Below are 14,886 nucleotides of genomic sequence, written 5' to 3' on the forward strand. Positions count from 1 at the left end.
GATCATCGGATGAGTTGCAGCGTAGTCCGGGGACGGGGCCCGGGGGAGACCCCGTCAGTCCCCGGCGAGCCGGTCCTGCGCGGCGCGACCGGCGAGCCGGTCCTGCGCGGCGCGCCACCGCTCGGCCCCGCCGCGCGGCTCGTACCGCGTGAGCGGCTGGGTACGGACGAGCAGCCGCCGCATCCCCGCGAGGTCACCGGCCAGACCGTGGGCCCGCGCCTGCACGAGCACGTTCCCCAGGGCGGCGGCCTCGGTCGGCCCCGCCACCACCGGCAGCCCGCAGGCGTCGGCGGTCAGCTGGCACAGCAGCGCGTTGCGCGTCCCGCCGCCCACCACGTGCACCACGTCGACCGGATGCCCGGCGAGCCGCTGCGCGTCCTGGATCGCCTTGCGGTGGGCGAGGGCGAGGGAGTCGAGGATGCAGCGCGTCACCTCGGCCGGCGACTCCGGCACCGGTTGCCCCGAAGCCCGGCACGCCTCGGCGATCCGCTCCGGCATCCGCCCCGGCGCGAGAAACGCCGGGTCACCGGCGTCCACGACCGACCGCAGCGCCTCCACCTTGGACGCCTCCAGCAGCAGCGCGCCGAGGTCCGGGTCGCCCCAGGCCCGCACGCACTCCTGGAGCAGCCACAGCCCCATGATGTTGCGCAGATACCGGACGGTGCCGTCCAGACCCAGCTCGTTGGTGAAGTTGGCCGTCCGGCTCTCCTCGGTCAGCACCGGCGCGTCCAGCTCCAGACCGGCCAGGGACCAGGTGCCGGTGCAGATGTACGCGAACCGCTCCCGCCCGGCGGGTACGGCGGCCACCGCCGACGCGGTGTCGTGCGACCCGACCGCCGTCACGGGCACGGGCCCGGTCAGCCCGGTCTCCTCCAGCACCGCCTCCCGCAACACACCCGCCGGATCACCGGGCTGCCGCAGCGGCGCGAACAGGCTCAGGTCGATACCCAGCCGCGAGGCGACGTCGTACGACCAGTCGCGCGTCCGGGGGTCGATCAACTGGGTCGTCGAGGCGTTGGTGAGCTCGGTGCCCTGCTCGCCGGTGAGCCAGTACGTCAGGAGGTCGGGCATGAGCAGCAGCCGCCGGGCGGAGGACAGCTGGGCCGAGGAGCGGGCCGCCGTCAGCTGGTACACGGTGTTGAAGGGCGCGTACTGCAACCCGGTCGCCGCGTACAGCTCGTCCGCCGGTACGGTCGCCCACACCTTCTCCGCGACCCCCTCCGTCCGGGCGTCCCGGTAGTGCACGGGATTGCCGAGCAGCGCCCCGTCCGCGTCGAGCAGCCCGTAGTCCACGGCCCAGCTGTCGATCCCGACGGAGTCGACCTGCCCGGCCGCCTTCAGCCCCTCCAGCACCCCCGCGTACAGACCGAGCACGTCCCAGCGCAGCCCCTCGGGCACGCGCACGGGCCGGTTCGGGAAGCGGTGTGCCTCGGTCAGCTCCAGGCTGTCGGGTCCGACGCGGCCGGCCATGACGCGCCCGCTGGACGCGCCGAGGTCGACCGCGGCGTACGACATCACGGCCGCGCTCACCGCAGGAAGGCGGCCGCGACGCCGGCGTCGACCGGGATGTGCAGCCCGGTGGTGTGGGTCAGGTCGCCGCCGGTGAGGGCGAAGACCGCGTTCGCGACATGCTCGGGGAGCACCTCACGCTTGAGGATGGTCCGCTGGGCGTAGAACTCGCCGAGCTTCTCCTCCTCGACCCCGTACACGGCGGCCCGCTTGGCGCCCCAGCCGCCGGCGAAGATCCCGGAGCCGCGCACCACACCGTCGGGGTTCACGCCGTTGACGCGGATGCCGTGCTCCCCCAGCTCGGCGGCGAGCAGCCGCACCTGATGGGCCTGGTCGGCCTTGGTGGCCGAGTAGGCGATGTTGTTGGGCCCGGCGAACACGGCGTTCTTCGACGCGATGTAGACGATGTCGCCGCCCAGCTCCTGCGCGATCATCACCCGCGCCGCTTCCCGCGACACGAGGAAGGACCCGCGCGCCATGATGTCGTGCTGGAGGTCCCAGTCCTTCGCCGAGGTCTCCAGCAGCGGCTTGGAGATCGAGATACCGGCGTTGTTGAGGACCAGATCGACACCGCCGAACGCCAGCACGGCAGCCTTGAACGCCTCGGCGATCTGCTCCTCGGACGTCACGTCCACGGTCACGGCGACGGCCTTGTCCGGACCGCCCAGCTCCTCGGCGACGGCCTGGGCGTTGTCACCGTTGAGGTCCGCGACGACCACACACGCTCCCTCGGCCGCGAGCCGGTGCGCGATGGCCTTCCCGATCCCGCTGCCGGCACCGGTCACCAGCGCCACCCGCGTCGCGAGCGCCTTGGGCTTCGGCATCCGCTGGAGCTTGGCCTCCTCCAGCGCCCAGTACTCGATGCGGAACTTCTCGGACTCCTCGATCGGCGCGTACGTGGACACGGCCTCCGCCCCGTGCATCACATTGATGGCGTTGACGTAGAACTCGCCGGCCACCCGGGCGGTCTGCTTGTCCTTGCCGAAGCTGAACATGCCCACGCCCGGGACCAGCACGATCGCCGGGTCGGCGCCGCGCATGGCGGGGGAGTCGGGCAAGGCGTGCCGCTGGTAGTAGGCGGCGTACTCCTCGCGGTACTCCGCGTGCAGCTCCTTCAGCCGGGCGATCGCCTCGTCGAGCGGAGCCGTCGGCGGCAGGTCGAGGACCAGCGGCCGCACCTTGGTCCGCAGGAAGTGGTCCGGGCAGGAGGTGCCCAGCGCGGCAAGCCGCGGATGCTCGGCGCTCGCGAGGAAGTCGAGGACCACCTCGGAGTCGTTGAAGTGCCCGACGTGAGGCCGGTCCTGGGAGGCGAGGGCACGGACGTACGGCGCGAGTGCGGCGGCCCGCTCCCGGCGCTCCCCGGCACCCAGCGCGGCGTACCCCTCGATCACCGGCCCGAAGGGCTCGTCCTTGCCGCGCTCGGCGAGGAACTTCTCCGCGGTCCGGATGATGTGCAGCGAGTTCCGCTCGCACTCCTCGGACGTGTCGCCCCAGGCGGTGATCCCGTGTCCGCCGAGAATGCACCCGATGGCCTGCGGATTGGCCTCCTTCACGGCGGCGATGTCCAGCCCCAGCTGGAATCCGGGCCGCCGCCACGGCACCCACACGACACTGTCCCCGAAACACTCGGCGGTCAGCTTCTCCCCGTCGGCGGCACACGCCAGCGCGATACCGGAGTCCGGGTGGAGGTGATCGACGTGGGCGGCCTCGACCAGCCCGTGCATGGCCGTGTCGATGGAGGGAGCCGCGCCGCCCTTCCCGTGCAGGCAGTAGTCGAACGCGGCGACCATCTCGTCCTCGCGCTCCACGCCCGGGTAGACGTCGACGAGCGCCCGCATCCGGTCCAGCCGCAGCACGGCGAGCCCGGCCTCGGTCAGCGTCCCGAGATCCCCACCGGACCCCTTGACCCACATCAACTCGACGTCACCACCGGTCACGGGGTCGGTCTCGGTGCCCTTGGCGGAGGCGTTGCCTCCGGCGTAGTTGGTGTTACGCGGATCGGCCCCGAGCCGGTGCGACCGGGCCAGCAGAGCGGCAGCTTCGGGATGGGTTGCCATGACAGTTCCTTTGCAACGGAGGGTGTGTAGTTCAGGGGCGCGGGGAACTGCGCGACCAGCCACAACCGGCCCGCAGCCCGAAATCAAACAGAACCCGGCAGACGCTCACGCTCCCCAGCCGGCCTGCTGCCCACCAACCCGCTCGGCCACGATCTGCTCGGCCCACCCGGACCGCCGGTACGCCGCAATGGGCTCGGGGTCCAACCCCATCTCCTCCCGCACCTCCCGCAGCAACGGCCGCACATCCGTGTTGTACGCATCCATCAGCACGGCATTCGCCTCCAGCACATCCCCGCTGCGCTGCGCCGCACCCAACGCGTCCCCGTCGACCAGAAGCGCCTTCGCCGTCGCCTCCTGCACGTTCATCACCGACCGGATGATCGCCGGGATCTTCGCCTCGATGTTGTGGCACTGGTCGAGCATGAACGCGACGTCGGGCGAGAACCCGCCGCCCCGCACGACCTCGTACATGATCCGGAACAGCTGGAAGGGGTCCGCCGCACCCACCATCAGGTCGTCATCCGCGTAGAACCGCGAGTTGAAGTCGAACCCTCCGAGCTTCCCCTCCCGCAAAAGCGTCGCCACGATGAACTCGATATTGGTGCCCGGCGCGTGATGCCCGGTGTCGACGACGACCTGCGCCTTCGGCCCGAGCTTCAGGCAGTGGGCGTACGCGGTGCCCCAGTCCGGCACATCGGTCGAGTAGAAGGCCGGCTCGAAGAACTTGTACTCCAGCAGCATCCGCTGCCCGTCGCCCAGCCGCTCGTAGACCTCCGCGAGCCCCTCGGCGAGCCGGTCCTGCCGGGCCCGGATGTCGTCCTGCCCGGGATAGTTCGTCCCGTCGGCGAACCACAGCTTCAGGTCCGTCGAACCCGTCGCATCCATGATGTCGACACACTCCAGCAGATGGTCGACGGCCTTGCGGCGCACAGAAGCCTCCGGGTGGCAGATGCTCCCGAGCTTGTAGTCGTCGTCCTGGAACGTGTTGGAGTTGATCGCGCCGAGCTTCACCCCGCTCTGCTCCGCGTGCTTCGCCAGCGCCGCGTAGTCGTCGACCTTGTCCCACGGAATGTGCAGGGCGACCGTCGGGGCGACACCCGTGAACTCGTGCACCTTCGCCGCGTCGTCCAGTTTCTCGTACGGATTGCGCGGCACACCCGCTTGCGCGAACACCTTGAAGCGCGTGCCCGAGTTCCCGTACGCCCACGACGGCGTCTCGACTGCCTGGGTCTTGAGAGCGGCCTTCACCGCGGCGAGCTCGGTCACGTCAGGGCTCCTGAGGCATCGGGTCGTAACGACCACCGAATGAAACGATTCAGGACGCGAAGTTATGGGCCCCCCGAAGGGGTGTCAACCCCTCCGGTCGACACGGTTACTCGTGACCAGGGCGTGACCTTCTGTCCTCGAAACATTTTCGACCGGAACCCATTGACGTGACATGCGCGACCCGCCTAACGTCCCGGCAACCCAGTTGAAACCTTTCACGACGCCCACGACGCCGAGAGGCCGTCCCGCCGGCGTCGTCGAGGAGCCCTCATGACCCACCCGTCCACCACGGGTCCGGCCCCGGTTCTGGCACTGAAGGACGTCTCTAAGTCCTTCGGCGCGGTCCGCGCACTGCGGGACGTCTCCCTGGAGCTGTTCCCCGGGGAGGTGCACGCGCTCGCCGGTGAGAACGGTGCCGGCAAGTCCACCCTCATCAAGGCACTCGCCGGAGTGCACCGGCCGGACGCCGGCCAGGTGCTGCTCGACGGTGCGCCCGTCACCTTCCACGGCCCCGGCGACGCCCGCGACGCCGGCATCGCCGTGATCTACCAGGAGCCCACGCTTTTCCCCGATCTGTCGATCGCCGAGAACATCTACATGGGCCGCCAGCCCCGGCGCGCCCTCGGCCGGATCGACCACAAGGCCACGCACAACGCGACCGCCGCCCTCATGGAGCGCCTCGGAGTCGAACTCGACCCCGACCGGCCCGCCCGCGGCCTGTCCATCGCCGACCAGCAGATCGTCGAGATCGCCAAGGCCCTCTCCTTCGACGCCCGCGTCCTGATCATGGACGAGCCGACCGCCGCGCTCACCGGCAGCGAGGTCGCCCGCCTCTTCGGCGTCGTACGCACCCTGCGCGACCAGGGCGCCGCCGTGCTGTTCATCTCCCACCGGCTGGAGGAGATCTTCGAGATCTGCCGGCGGGTCACCACCCTGCGCGACGGCGCCCTGGTCGGCAGCGAGCCGCTGGAGGGCATGACCGAGGACGACCTGGTGCGCCGCATGGTCGGCCGCGACCTCGACGAGCTCTACCCCAAGCAGGACGTGCAGCCGGGCGAGGTCGCCCTGAGCGTGCGCCGCCTGACCCGCGAGGGTGTGTTCACGGGCGTCTCCTTCGAGGTACGGCACGGCGAGATCGTCGGCCTCGCCGGACTCGTCGGCGCCGGACGCACGGAGGTCGCCCGGGCCGTGTTCGGCATCGACCGCTGGGACGCCGGCGAGGTCTCGGTGGACGGCAAGGCCCTGGTCAACGGCGCCCCGTCCACGGCGATGTCCGCCGGACTCGCCCTGGTCCCCGAGGACCGGCGCGCCCAGGGCCTGGTGATGGACATGTCCATCGAGCGGAACATCGGGCTCACCGGACTGCGCACGACGGTGAAGGCGGGCCTGATGGACCGCGGCGCCGAGCGCAGCCGCTCCCTCGACTGGGCCGTCAAGCTCCAGGTCAAGTACGCCCGGATCGCCGACACCGTCAACACCCTGTCCGGCGGCAACCAGCAGAAGGTCGTGCTCGCCAAGTGGCTCGCCACCGCGCCCAGGGTGCTGATCGTCGACGAGCCGACCCGCGGCATCGACGTCGGCACGAAGGCCGAGGTGCACCGGCTGCTGTCCCAGCTGGCCGCCGAAGGCGTGGCCGTCCTGATGATCTCCTCCGACCTGCCCGAGATCCTCGGCATGGCCGACCGCGTGCTGGTCATGCACGAGGGCCGGCTCACCGCCGAGATCCCACGCTCCGACGCCACCGAGGAAACCGTGATGGCCGCAGCCACCGGGAGGGCCGCCGCATGACGGTCGTCACTCCCCAAGAGGCCCCCGTGGCCGACGTGCCCAAGTCGAGCGGCACGCGGCTGGTCGACCGCGTCTTCAAGATGCGCGAACTCGCCATCCTCGTCGTCTTCCTGGTGATGATCGCCGTCACCCAGGCCGGCAACAGCGAGTTCCTCTCCGAACAGGGCATCAAGGACCTGCTGCTGAACGCGACGATCCTCGTGCTCGTCGCCACCGGCCAGTCCCTCGTCGTCATCACCCGCAACGTCGACCTGTCCGTCGGGTCCACGCTCGGCATCAGCGCCTTCGCCGCCGGAACGTATCTCCAGGGCGGCGGCAACCCGGTCGTGGCGATCGCGCTGGCGGTCCTGCTCGGCATCGGCTTCGGACTGCTCAACGGCCTGCTCGTCAGCCTCGGCCAGGTGCCCGCGCTCGTCGTCACCCTCGGCACGCTCTACATCATCCGCGGCATCGACTCCATCTGGGTCGGCTCCAGCCAGATCACCGCGGCCGATCTGCCCGGCGGGTTCGTCGACTTCGGCTCCGGCGGCATCTCGGCGGTGCCGTACCTGGCGCTGATCGCCGTGGCGGTGCTCGTCGCCACCGCCTACTACCTCAAGCACTTCGCCAGCGGCCGCGAGCTCTACGCACTGGGCTCCAACCCCGAGGCCGCCCGTCTCGCCGGCATTCCGGTGCGCAAGCGGATCCTCGCCGCGTACACCTTCTGCGGCGCACTCGCCGGACTCGCCGGCGCGATGTACCTCGCGCGGTTCGGCAACGTCGACTCCGGCACCGGCAACGGCTACGAACTGACCGTCGTCAGCGCGGTCGTGGTCGGCGGCGTCGTCTTCACCGGCGGCTCCGGCAGCGTCTACGGAGCGGCCCTCGGCGCGCTGCTGCTGACGTCGATCAACAGTGTGCTGCCCGCCCTCGGCGTCAGCTCCGTGTGGGTGCTCGCGATCAACGGCATCCTGCTCATCCTCGCCATCGCGGTCGACCGGATCGTCGCGCTGCGCGTGGCCTCCGCCCTGAAGAAGAGGAACGCCCGCCATGGCTGACATCTCCCTGAGCCGAGCGGTCCGCTGGGACACGGTCGTCGGCGCCCTGCTGATCGTGGTGCTGCTGTTCTCCTTCGGCTTCGTCGACGGGTTCAGCAACGCGCTCAACCTGTCGTTCCTGATCGGCAACACGCTGCCGATCGCGCTGATCGCCCTGCCGATGACGCTGTTGGTGGTGTCCGGCGAGATCGACCTGTCGGTGGCCTCGACGGCGGGTCTGTCCGGTGCCGTGATGGGCGCCCTGTGGAACCAGGGCATGGCCATCGAGACGATCATCCCGATCTGCCTGCTGCTGGGTGTCGTCTGCGGGCTGATCAACGGCCTGCTGGTGACCAGGCTGGGGCTGCCGTCCCTCGCCGTCACCATCGGCACGCTCGCCGCGTACCGGGGTGTCGCGCAGATCGTGCTCGGCTCGGACGCGGTGACCGACTTCCCCACCCAGTACCTGGACTTCGCGTCCGGGCGCATCGGCGACACGTTCATCCCGTATGCCTTCCTGCCGTTCCTCGTCCTGCTCGCCATCGCCGTGGTCGCGCTGCACGCCACGCCGTTCGGGCGGTCGCTGTTCGCGATCGGGGCGAGTGAGGAGGCGGCGCGGTTCGCCGGCATCCGGGTCAAGCGGCAGAAGCTGCTGCTGTTCACGGTGACGGGGCTGATGGCTTCCCTCACGGGCATCTTCTGGGCGTTGCACTACGCGAGTGCGCGGTACGACAACGCGACGGGGCTCGAACTGTCGGTCGTGGCCGCGGTGTTGCTCGGGGGGATCGACTTCGACGGTGGCAAGGGAACGCTGGGCGGTGCGATTGCCGGAGTGTTCCTGCTCGGGGCGCTGCAGAACGTGATGAGTCTCCAGGATGTTTCCGCCCAGTCGCAGATCGTCGTCACCGGTGTGTTGCTCGTTCTTTCCGTGCTCGGGCCTCGGGTGGCTCGGCAGATCGCCGTCCTGCGTGCTCAATCTTCCGGCTGACCGTTCGTTGTGGCTGGTCGCGCAGTTCCCCGCGCCCCTGAAGAAGGGGCGCATCCCTCAACCCCGTTCAAAGGAAACCGTCATGCGTAAGTCAACGCTCCGCCGCAGCTGCGCGGCGCTCGCCACCGCCACCTCGCTCGCCCTGGCGCTCACCGCCTGCGGCGGTGGTACCACCAAGAAGGACGTCGCGAACGAGGGCGGCTCCGCCGCCACCGCCGGCAAGGCCGACCCGAACGCCGAGCTGAAGAAGGGGCTGACCGTCGGCTTCCTGCCCAAGCAGGTCAACAACCCGTACTTCACCTCCGCCGACAAGGGCGGCGAGAAGGCGCTGAAGGAGCTCGGCTCCAGCTACAAGGAGGTCGGTCCCTCCAGCGCGACCGACACCGCCGGCCAGGTCTCCTACGTCAACACGCTCACGCAGCAGCAGGTCGACGCGATGGCCGTCTCCGCGCAGGACCCGGGCGCCCTGTGCACCGCGCTCAAGCAGGCCATGAAGAACGGCATCAAGGTCGTCACCTACGACTCCGACACCACGCCCGACTGCCGCAACGCCTTCGTCTCGCAGGCCTCCGCCGAGGACCTGGGCCGTACCGAGGTGCAGCTGCTCGCCAAGCAGATCGGCTACAAGGGCGAGATCGCGATCCTGTCCGCCGCGCAGACCGCGACGAACCAGAACACCTGGATCGACTTCATGAAGGACGAGCTGAAGAAGCCCGAGTACAAGAACATGAAGCTGGTGAAGACCGCGTACGGCAACGACGACGCCCAGCAGTCCTTCCAGCAGACCCAGGGCCTGCTCCAGGAGTACCCGAACCTGAAGGGGATCATCTCCCCGACCACCGTCGGCATCAAGGCCGCCGCCCAGTACCTGTCGGGCTCCAAGTACAAGGGCAAGGTCAAGCTGACCGGCCTCGGCACCCCCAACGACATGCGCAAGTACGTCAAGAACGGCACCGTCGAGGCGTTCGAGCTGTGGGACCCGGCGAAGCTCGGCGAGCTGGCCGCCCGTACCGCCGTCGCCCTGTCCTCCGGGCAGATCACCGGCAAGGAGGGCGAGACCTTCAAGGCCGGCTCCATGGGCGAGTACACCATCGGCAAGGACGGCGTGATCAGCCTCGGCAAGCCGACCGTGTTCGACGCCAAGAACATCGACCAGTTCAACTTCTGATTCGCGGAGGGTTGTTGATGCAGCGCGTGTGCTTCCTGCTGAAGGTCAGGGCGGACCGCCTCGACGAGTACCGCGAGCGGCACGCCGCCGTGTGGCCCGAGATGCTCGACGCCCTGAAGGCGACCGGCTGGCACAACTACTCGCTCTTCCTGCGCGAGGACGGACTGCTCGTCGGCTACCTGGAGACCGAGGACTTCGCGGCCGCCCAGGCCGGTATGGAAGCCACCGACGTCAACGCCCGCTGGCAGGCGGAGATGGCGCCGTTCTTCGAGTCGCTGGACGGCGCCCGGCCCGACGAAGCCATGAAACCGCTCACCGAAGTGTTCCACCTCGCCTGAACAATGGAGTTCATGAGATGCGCAGACGTACGTTGCTGGCCGCCGCGTTCGCCGGAGCCGTGGTGACCCCCGCCCTCGCCTCCGGCACCGCGCGAGCCGCCGACCCCGGCCCCTCCGTCACCAGGACCGGCACCACGACGCTCGACAGCCAGGCCATCTTCTTCGTGTCGTACGACGGCCTGGTCAACAACAACGCGTTCCAGAAGAACGGCCTGCTGACCTACAAGGGCTACCAGTACGCCGCCTGGTACACCGCCGACCGCAACGCCGTCGTCGGACGCCGGGCCCTCGGAGCCAGTACCTGGTCGACGGTCAAGGTCGGCCACACCCTGCGGTACAACGACTCCCACAACGTGATCTCCATGGGCGTCTCCAGGGTCGACGGCCGGCTGCACCTCAACATGGACTCCCACAGCGACGGCTTCACCTACGTCAAGTCGGCCGCCGGGCTCATGGACAACCCCGGCGGGCTGAGCTGGACCGCGAGCCGCTTCGGCGCACCCCAGTCCACCCTGGACGGCCTCGCGCTGACCTCGCAGTTCACGTACCCGCAGTTCGTGTCCACGCCCGACGGCAAGCTCCAGCTCAGCTACCGCGTCGCCGTCTCCGGCAACGGCCGCAACGCCCTTGCCGAGTACGACGGCACGAAGTGGACCAACCTGGGGGAGTGGTCCAGCTCCACCGGCACGTACAGCAGCGAGCACGGCTCGTCGACCGCCCGCAACATGTACCTGCACGGCATCGACTACGACCGGAACGGCCGGCTGCACTCCTTCTTCACCTGGCGCGAGCAGAACGGCGCCGTGATGTGCAACGGCGGCGGCATCACCAACCACGACACGGGCTACGTCTACTCCGACGACCGCGGCCGCACCTGGCGCAACAACGCGGGCACCGTCGTCGGCGTCACCGGCGGCTCCGACAAGGTGTCCGTGAACGACGCCGGGCTGGTCGTCGACCCGCTCAACCCGGACCACTCCCTGATGAACCAGGAGAGCCAGTTCACGGACTCGGCGGGCCGGCCGCACGCGATCATCTCCTACGTCCCGGGCCGGTTCGGGCAGTGCACCACGAACTACGTCACCGACCGGACGCGCAACGGCCGTGCCTTCCACGTCCGCAGGAACGCCTCCGGGACCTGGCAGAAGACCGAGATCCCGGTCCCGCTGAACTCCAGCCAGCGGACCAAGCTGATCCTGGACAAGTACGACAACGCCTACGCGATCTTCCCCTTCGGGCGGATCGCCGGCGCCTCGGCGGCCTCCGGGTACACCGACTGGAAGATCCTCTTCGACGGCAGCGGACTCAACGCCTTCGGCGAGGTCGTCATCGACGAGATGCGCGTCGCGCAGGACGGGGTGCTGTCCTTCATGTACCAGGAGAAGTCCAGCGGTACGACGCCCTCGGCGCTGCACGTGATCGACTTCCGGCTGCCCGCCTGACCGCGCCCGGTTCCCGGGGCGGCGTGCCGTAATGTGAAGCCGCCCCGGCCGCCGCCCCCCTCGTCTCCCCCTGGAGGTCCCTGCCCGATGGCCCAGTCGGTGGGTATCAAGGACGTCGCCCGTGCCGCCGGAGTCTCCGTCGGCACGGTCTCGAACGTGATCAACCGCCCGGACACGGTCGCCACCGAGACCCGGGCCCGCGTGCTGTCCGCGATAGACCGGCTCGGCTACGTCCGCAGCGAGTCCGCGCGCCAGCTGCGCGCGGGCCGCAGCCGCATCATGGGGCTGCTCGTCCTCGACATGGGCAACCCCTTCTTCGTCGACGTGGCCCGCGGCGCCGAACGCGCCGCACGCCAGGCCGGACTCGGCGTGATGGTCTGCAACAGCGCCCAGAACCCGGGCGAGGAGGCCGAGTACCTGTCGCTCTTCGCCGAGCAGCGCGTGCGCGGCGTGCTGCTCACCCCGGCCGACGCCACCGGCCGCAACATCGAGGCGTTCCGCCGGCACGGCATCCCGTTCGTCCTGGTCGACCGGGTCGCCGAGGGCACCACCGAGTGCTCGGTCTCCGTCGACGACGTCGCGGGCGGCGCCCTGGCCGTACGCCATCTCGTCGACGCCGGGCACCGCACCATCGCCTACGTCAGCGGCCCGCCCGGCCTCAACCAGGTCCGCGACCGGCGCACGGGCGCCCTCGAAGCGCTCTTGGAGGCCGGGCTCGGCCCCGACGCGCTGCGCGAGCTGCCCACCGAACGGCTCGACGTCGCCGCCGGCCGGGACGCCGGCGCCCGCCTGCTGGGCCTCGCCGACCGGCCGACCGCCGTGTTCTGCGCCAACGACCTGCTGGCGCTCGGTGTCCTCCAGGCCATGTACGCGGCCGGTGTCGGCGTCCCGGACGACCTCGCCATCGTCGGCTACGACGACATCGAGTTCGCGGCGGCCGCCGCCGTCCCCCTCACCTCGGTACGGCAGCCCGCGGTCACCATGGGCGCCATGGCGGCCGACCTGCTGCTGGAGGAGACGGAGGAGGAGGGCCCGGCCCGGCCGCACGAGCACCGGCGGGTCGTGCTCCAGCCGGAGCTGGTGGTCCGCCGCTCCAGTCTGTCCGCCCGCTGAGCCTGAATCGCCGTTCAGGAAGATTTCATGATCCGAAGGGGCCACCCGCGGACGCCCGCTGTGATGAACTGGGACGCGGTCCGAAAATCCGTCCGTCCCGGGAGCCCTGTTGACCCTCAGCTACCGCCAGCCCGGAGTCGTCCTCACCGACCGCCGCTTCACCGTCCCCCTCGACCACAGCCGCCCCGGGGACGAGACGATCGAGCTGTACGCCCGCGAGGTCGTCGCGAGCGACAAGGCGCACCAGGACCTGCCGTGGCTGCTCTACCTCCAGGGCGGGCCCGGCTTCGGCGCGGACCGCTCCGTCGGCAGGCCCGGCTGGCTAGGCCGCGCGCTCAAGGAGTACCGCGTCCTCCTCCTCGACCAGCGCGGCACCGGCCACAGCACGCCCGCCAACAGGCAGACGCTCCCGCTGCGCGGCGGCCCCGCCGAACAGGCCGGCTACCTCACCCACTTCCGCGCCGACTCGATCGTCCGCGACTGCGAGGCCATCCGCGCCCAGGTCACCGGCGGTGCCCCCTGGGCCGTCCTCGGCCAGAGCTTCGGCGGCTTCTGCCTGACCACCTACCTGTCCCTCGCGCCCGAGGGCCTGGCCACCGCCGTCATCACCGGCGGACTGCCCTCCCTGGACGCCCACGCCGACGACGTCTACCGGGCCGCCTTCCCGCGCATCGAACGCAAGGTCACCGCGCACTACGCCCGCTACCCGCAGGACGCCGAACGCGCCCGCCGGATCGCCGATCACCTCCTGACGCACGACGTGGTCCTGCCGAACGGCTACCGGCTCACCGTCGAGGCCTTCCAGTCCCTCGGCATCGTCCTCGGCACCGGCGACGGCACCCACCGCCTGCACTACCTCCTGGAGAACGCCTTCGTCCGCACCCCGCAGGGCTTCACGCTCTCCGACGCGTTCCAGGAGCAGGCGCAGGGCATGCTGTCCTACGCCCGCCACCCGCTGTACGCCCTCGTCCACGAGGCGATCTACGGCCAGGACGCCCGGCCCACCGCCTGGTCGGCCGAGCGGGTCCGCGCCGAGTTCCCGCAGTTCGACGCCGCGAAGGCCCTCGCGGGCGACGAACCGCTGCTCTTCACCGGCGAGTCGATCCACCCCTGGATGTTCGACTGCGACCCGGCGCTGCGCCCCCTGCGCGAGACCGCCGACCTGCTCGCCGCCCGTACCGACTGGACACCCCTGTACGACCCGGCCCGCCTCGCCGCGAACGACGTCCCGGTCGTCGCCGCCGTCTACCACGACGACATGTACGTGGACACCGCCCACTCCCTGCGGACCGCCCGTACGATCCGCGGCCTGCGCACGTGGGTCACGGACGAGTTCGAGCACGACGGCGTGCGCACCGGCGGCGGGCGGGTCCTGGACCGGCTGCTGGCGCTCGTGCGGAACGAGGCGTGATGCCGTGCCGGACGCGTGGTGATGTCCGGGGCGCGGATTAGTCTGCCGACATGACGACCACTCAACTCCAGCCCATGCCGGACGACTGGCGGCGCGCCCTCGCGGTCGTGGCCCACCCCGACGACCTCGAGTACGGCTGCTCGGCGGCGATCGCGGCCTGGACCGACGGGGGCCGCGAGGTCGCCTATGTGCTGGCGACCCGGGGCGAGGCGGGCATCGACACACTGGAGCCCGAGCGGTGCGGGCCGCTGCGCGAGCGGGAGCAGCGGGCGAGCGCGGCGGTGGTCGGCGTGTCGGCCGTGGAGTTCCTCGACCACAAGGACGGTGTCATCGAGTACGGCACCGCGCTGCGCCGCGACATCGCCGCCGCGATCCGCCGGCACCGTCCCGAGCTGGTCATCACGCTCAACCACCGCGACACCTGGGGCGGCGTCGCCTGGAACACCCCGGACCACGTGGCGGTCGGCCGGGCCACGCTCGACGCGGCCGGCGACGCCGGCAACCGGTGGATCTTCCCGGACCTCACCGAGCAGGGCCTTCAGCCGTGGGACGGCGTGCGCTGGGTCGCCGTCGCCGGTTCCAGCACCCCCACGCACGCGGTCGACGCGACGTCCGGCTTGGAACGCGCGGTGCACTCACTGCTGGAACACCGCACCTACATCGAGGCCTTGACCGACGAGGACCCGGAGACCTACGTCCGCGGCTTCCTCACCCAGCACGCCGAAGCCACCGGGGAGCGGTTCGGGGGCAGGCCGGCGGTGGCGTTCGAACTGTTCGGCAGATGAAGCGG

12 protein-coding genes are annotated in these 14,886 nt (G+C 70.4%); 9 read left to right on the forward strand and 3 right to left on the reverse strand.

Features of this window, described 5'->3' with window-relative positions; genetic code table 11:
* Positions 1 to 54: 54 nt before the first annotated feature.
* The 3 genes from MQE23_RS40395 to rhaI all read right to left on the reverse strand — a co-directional run bounded on the left by MQE23_RS40395 (position 55) and on the right by rhaI (position 4,832).
* A complete protein-coding gene (locus tag MQE23_RS40395) occupies positions 55 to 1,530 on the reverse strand; it encodes a rhamnulokinase family protein (protein WP_243381766.1) in 1,476 nt (491 codons plus the stop codon).
* Positions 1,527 to 3,566: a bifunctional aldolase/short-chain dehydrogenase gene (locus MQE23_RS40400; protein WP_243381768.1), complete on the reverse strand. Its 2,040-nt coding sequence runs from the start codon at positions 3,564 to 3,566 to the stop codon at positions 1,527 to 1,529. The genes MQE23_RS40395 and MQE23_RS40400 overlap by 4 nt, the downstream gene beginning before the upstream one ends.
* 105 nt (positions 3,567 to 3,671) lie before the next feature.
* Positions 3,672 to 4,832: an L-rhamnose isomerase gene (gene rhaI, locus MQE23_RS40405; RefSeq protein WP_020272449.1), complete on the reverse strand. Its 1,161-nt coding sequence runs from the start codon at positions 4,830 to 4,832 to the stop codon at positions 3,672 to 3,674.
* A 270-nt stretch (positions 4,833 to 5,102) separates the two neighbouring features.
* On the opposite strand from rhaI, the gene MQE23_RS40410 reads away from it, so the two are divergent.
* The 9 genes from MQE23_RS40410 to MQE23_RS40450 all read left to right on the forward strand — a co-directional run bounded on the left by MQE23_RS40410 (position 5,103) and on the right by MQE23_RS40450 (position 14,881).
* Positions 5,103 to 6,620 (forward strand): sugar ABC transporter ATP-binding protein, encoded by a 1,518-nt coding sequence (locus MQE23_RS40410; protein ID WP_243381770.1) that lies wholly within the window; start codon positions 5,103 to 5,105, stop codon positions 6,618 to 6,620.
* Positions 6,617 to 7,657, forward strand: a complete 1,041-nt coding sequence (locus MQE23_RS40415; RefSeq protein ID WP_243381772.1) for an ABC transporter permease — start codon at positions 6,617 to 6,619, stop codon at positions 7,655 to 7,657. Before MQE23_RS40410 ends, MQE23_RS40415 begins: the two co-directional genes overlap by 4 nt.
* Positions 7,650 to 8,624 carry an ABC transporter permease gene (locus MQE23_RS40420; RefSeq protein ID WP_020272134.1) on the forward strand — a complete coding sequence of 325 codons (975 nt, stop codon included), beginning with the start codon at positions 7,650 to 7,652 and terminating at the stop codon, positions 8,622 to 8,624. Before MQE23_RS40415 ends, MQE23_RS40420 begins: the two co-directional genes overlap by 8 nt.
* A gap of 82 nt (positions 8,625 to 8,706) precedes the next feature.
* Complete coding sequence (gene rhaS, locus MQE23_RS40425; RefSeq protein ID WP_243381773.1) at positions 8,707 to 9,792, forward strand: rhamnose ABC transporter substrate-binding protein; 1,086 nt, start codon at positions 8,707 to 8,709, stop codon at positions 9,790 to 9,792.
* 17 nt (positions 9,793 to 9,809) lie between these two features.
* Complete coding sequence (locus tag MQE23_RS40430; protein WP_020272132.1) at positions 9,810 to 10,130, forward strand: L-rhamnose mutarotase; 321 nt, start codon at positions 9,810 to 9,812, stop codon at positions 10,128 to 10,130.
* A 17-nt stretch (positions 10,131 to 10,147) separates the two neighbouring features.
* Entirely contained in the window at positions 10,148 to 11,572 is a 1,425-nt protein-coding gene (locus tag MQE23_RS40435) for a BNR repeat-containing protein (protein WP_020272131.1), read from the forward strand.
* 87 nt (positions 11,573 to 11,659) lie between these two features.
* Positions 11,660 to 12,685, forward strand: a complete 1,026-nt coding sequence (locus tag MQE23_RS40440) for a LacI family DNA-binding transcriptional regulator (RefSeq protein ID WP_020272130.1) — start codon at positions 11,660 to 11,662, stop codon at positions 12,683 to 12,685.
* Between the two features lie 109 nt (positions 12,686 to 12,794).
* On the forward strand, positions 12,795 to 14,096 hold the full coding sequence (locus MQE23_RS40445) for an alpha/beta fold hydrolase (protein ID WP_243381775.1): 1,302 nt from the start codon (positions 12,795 to 12,797) through the stop codon (positions 14,094 to 14,096).
* A gap of 50 nt (positions 14,097 to 14,146) precedes the next feature.
* Entirely contained in the window at positions 14,147 to 14,881 is a 735-nt protein-coding gene (locus MQE23_RS40450) for a PIG-L deacetylase family protein (RefSeq protein WP_020272128.1), read from the forward strand.
* The last annotated feature ends 5 nt before the right edge of the window (positions 14,882 to 14,886 follow it).

Origin of the sequence: Streptomyces sp. HP-A2021, assembly GCF_022807935.1 — a bacterium.
Lineage (GTDB): Bacteria > Actinomycetota > Actinomycetes > Streptomycetales > Streptomycetaceae > Streptomyces > Streptomyces afghaniensis.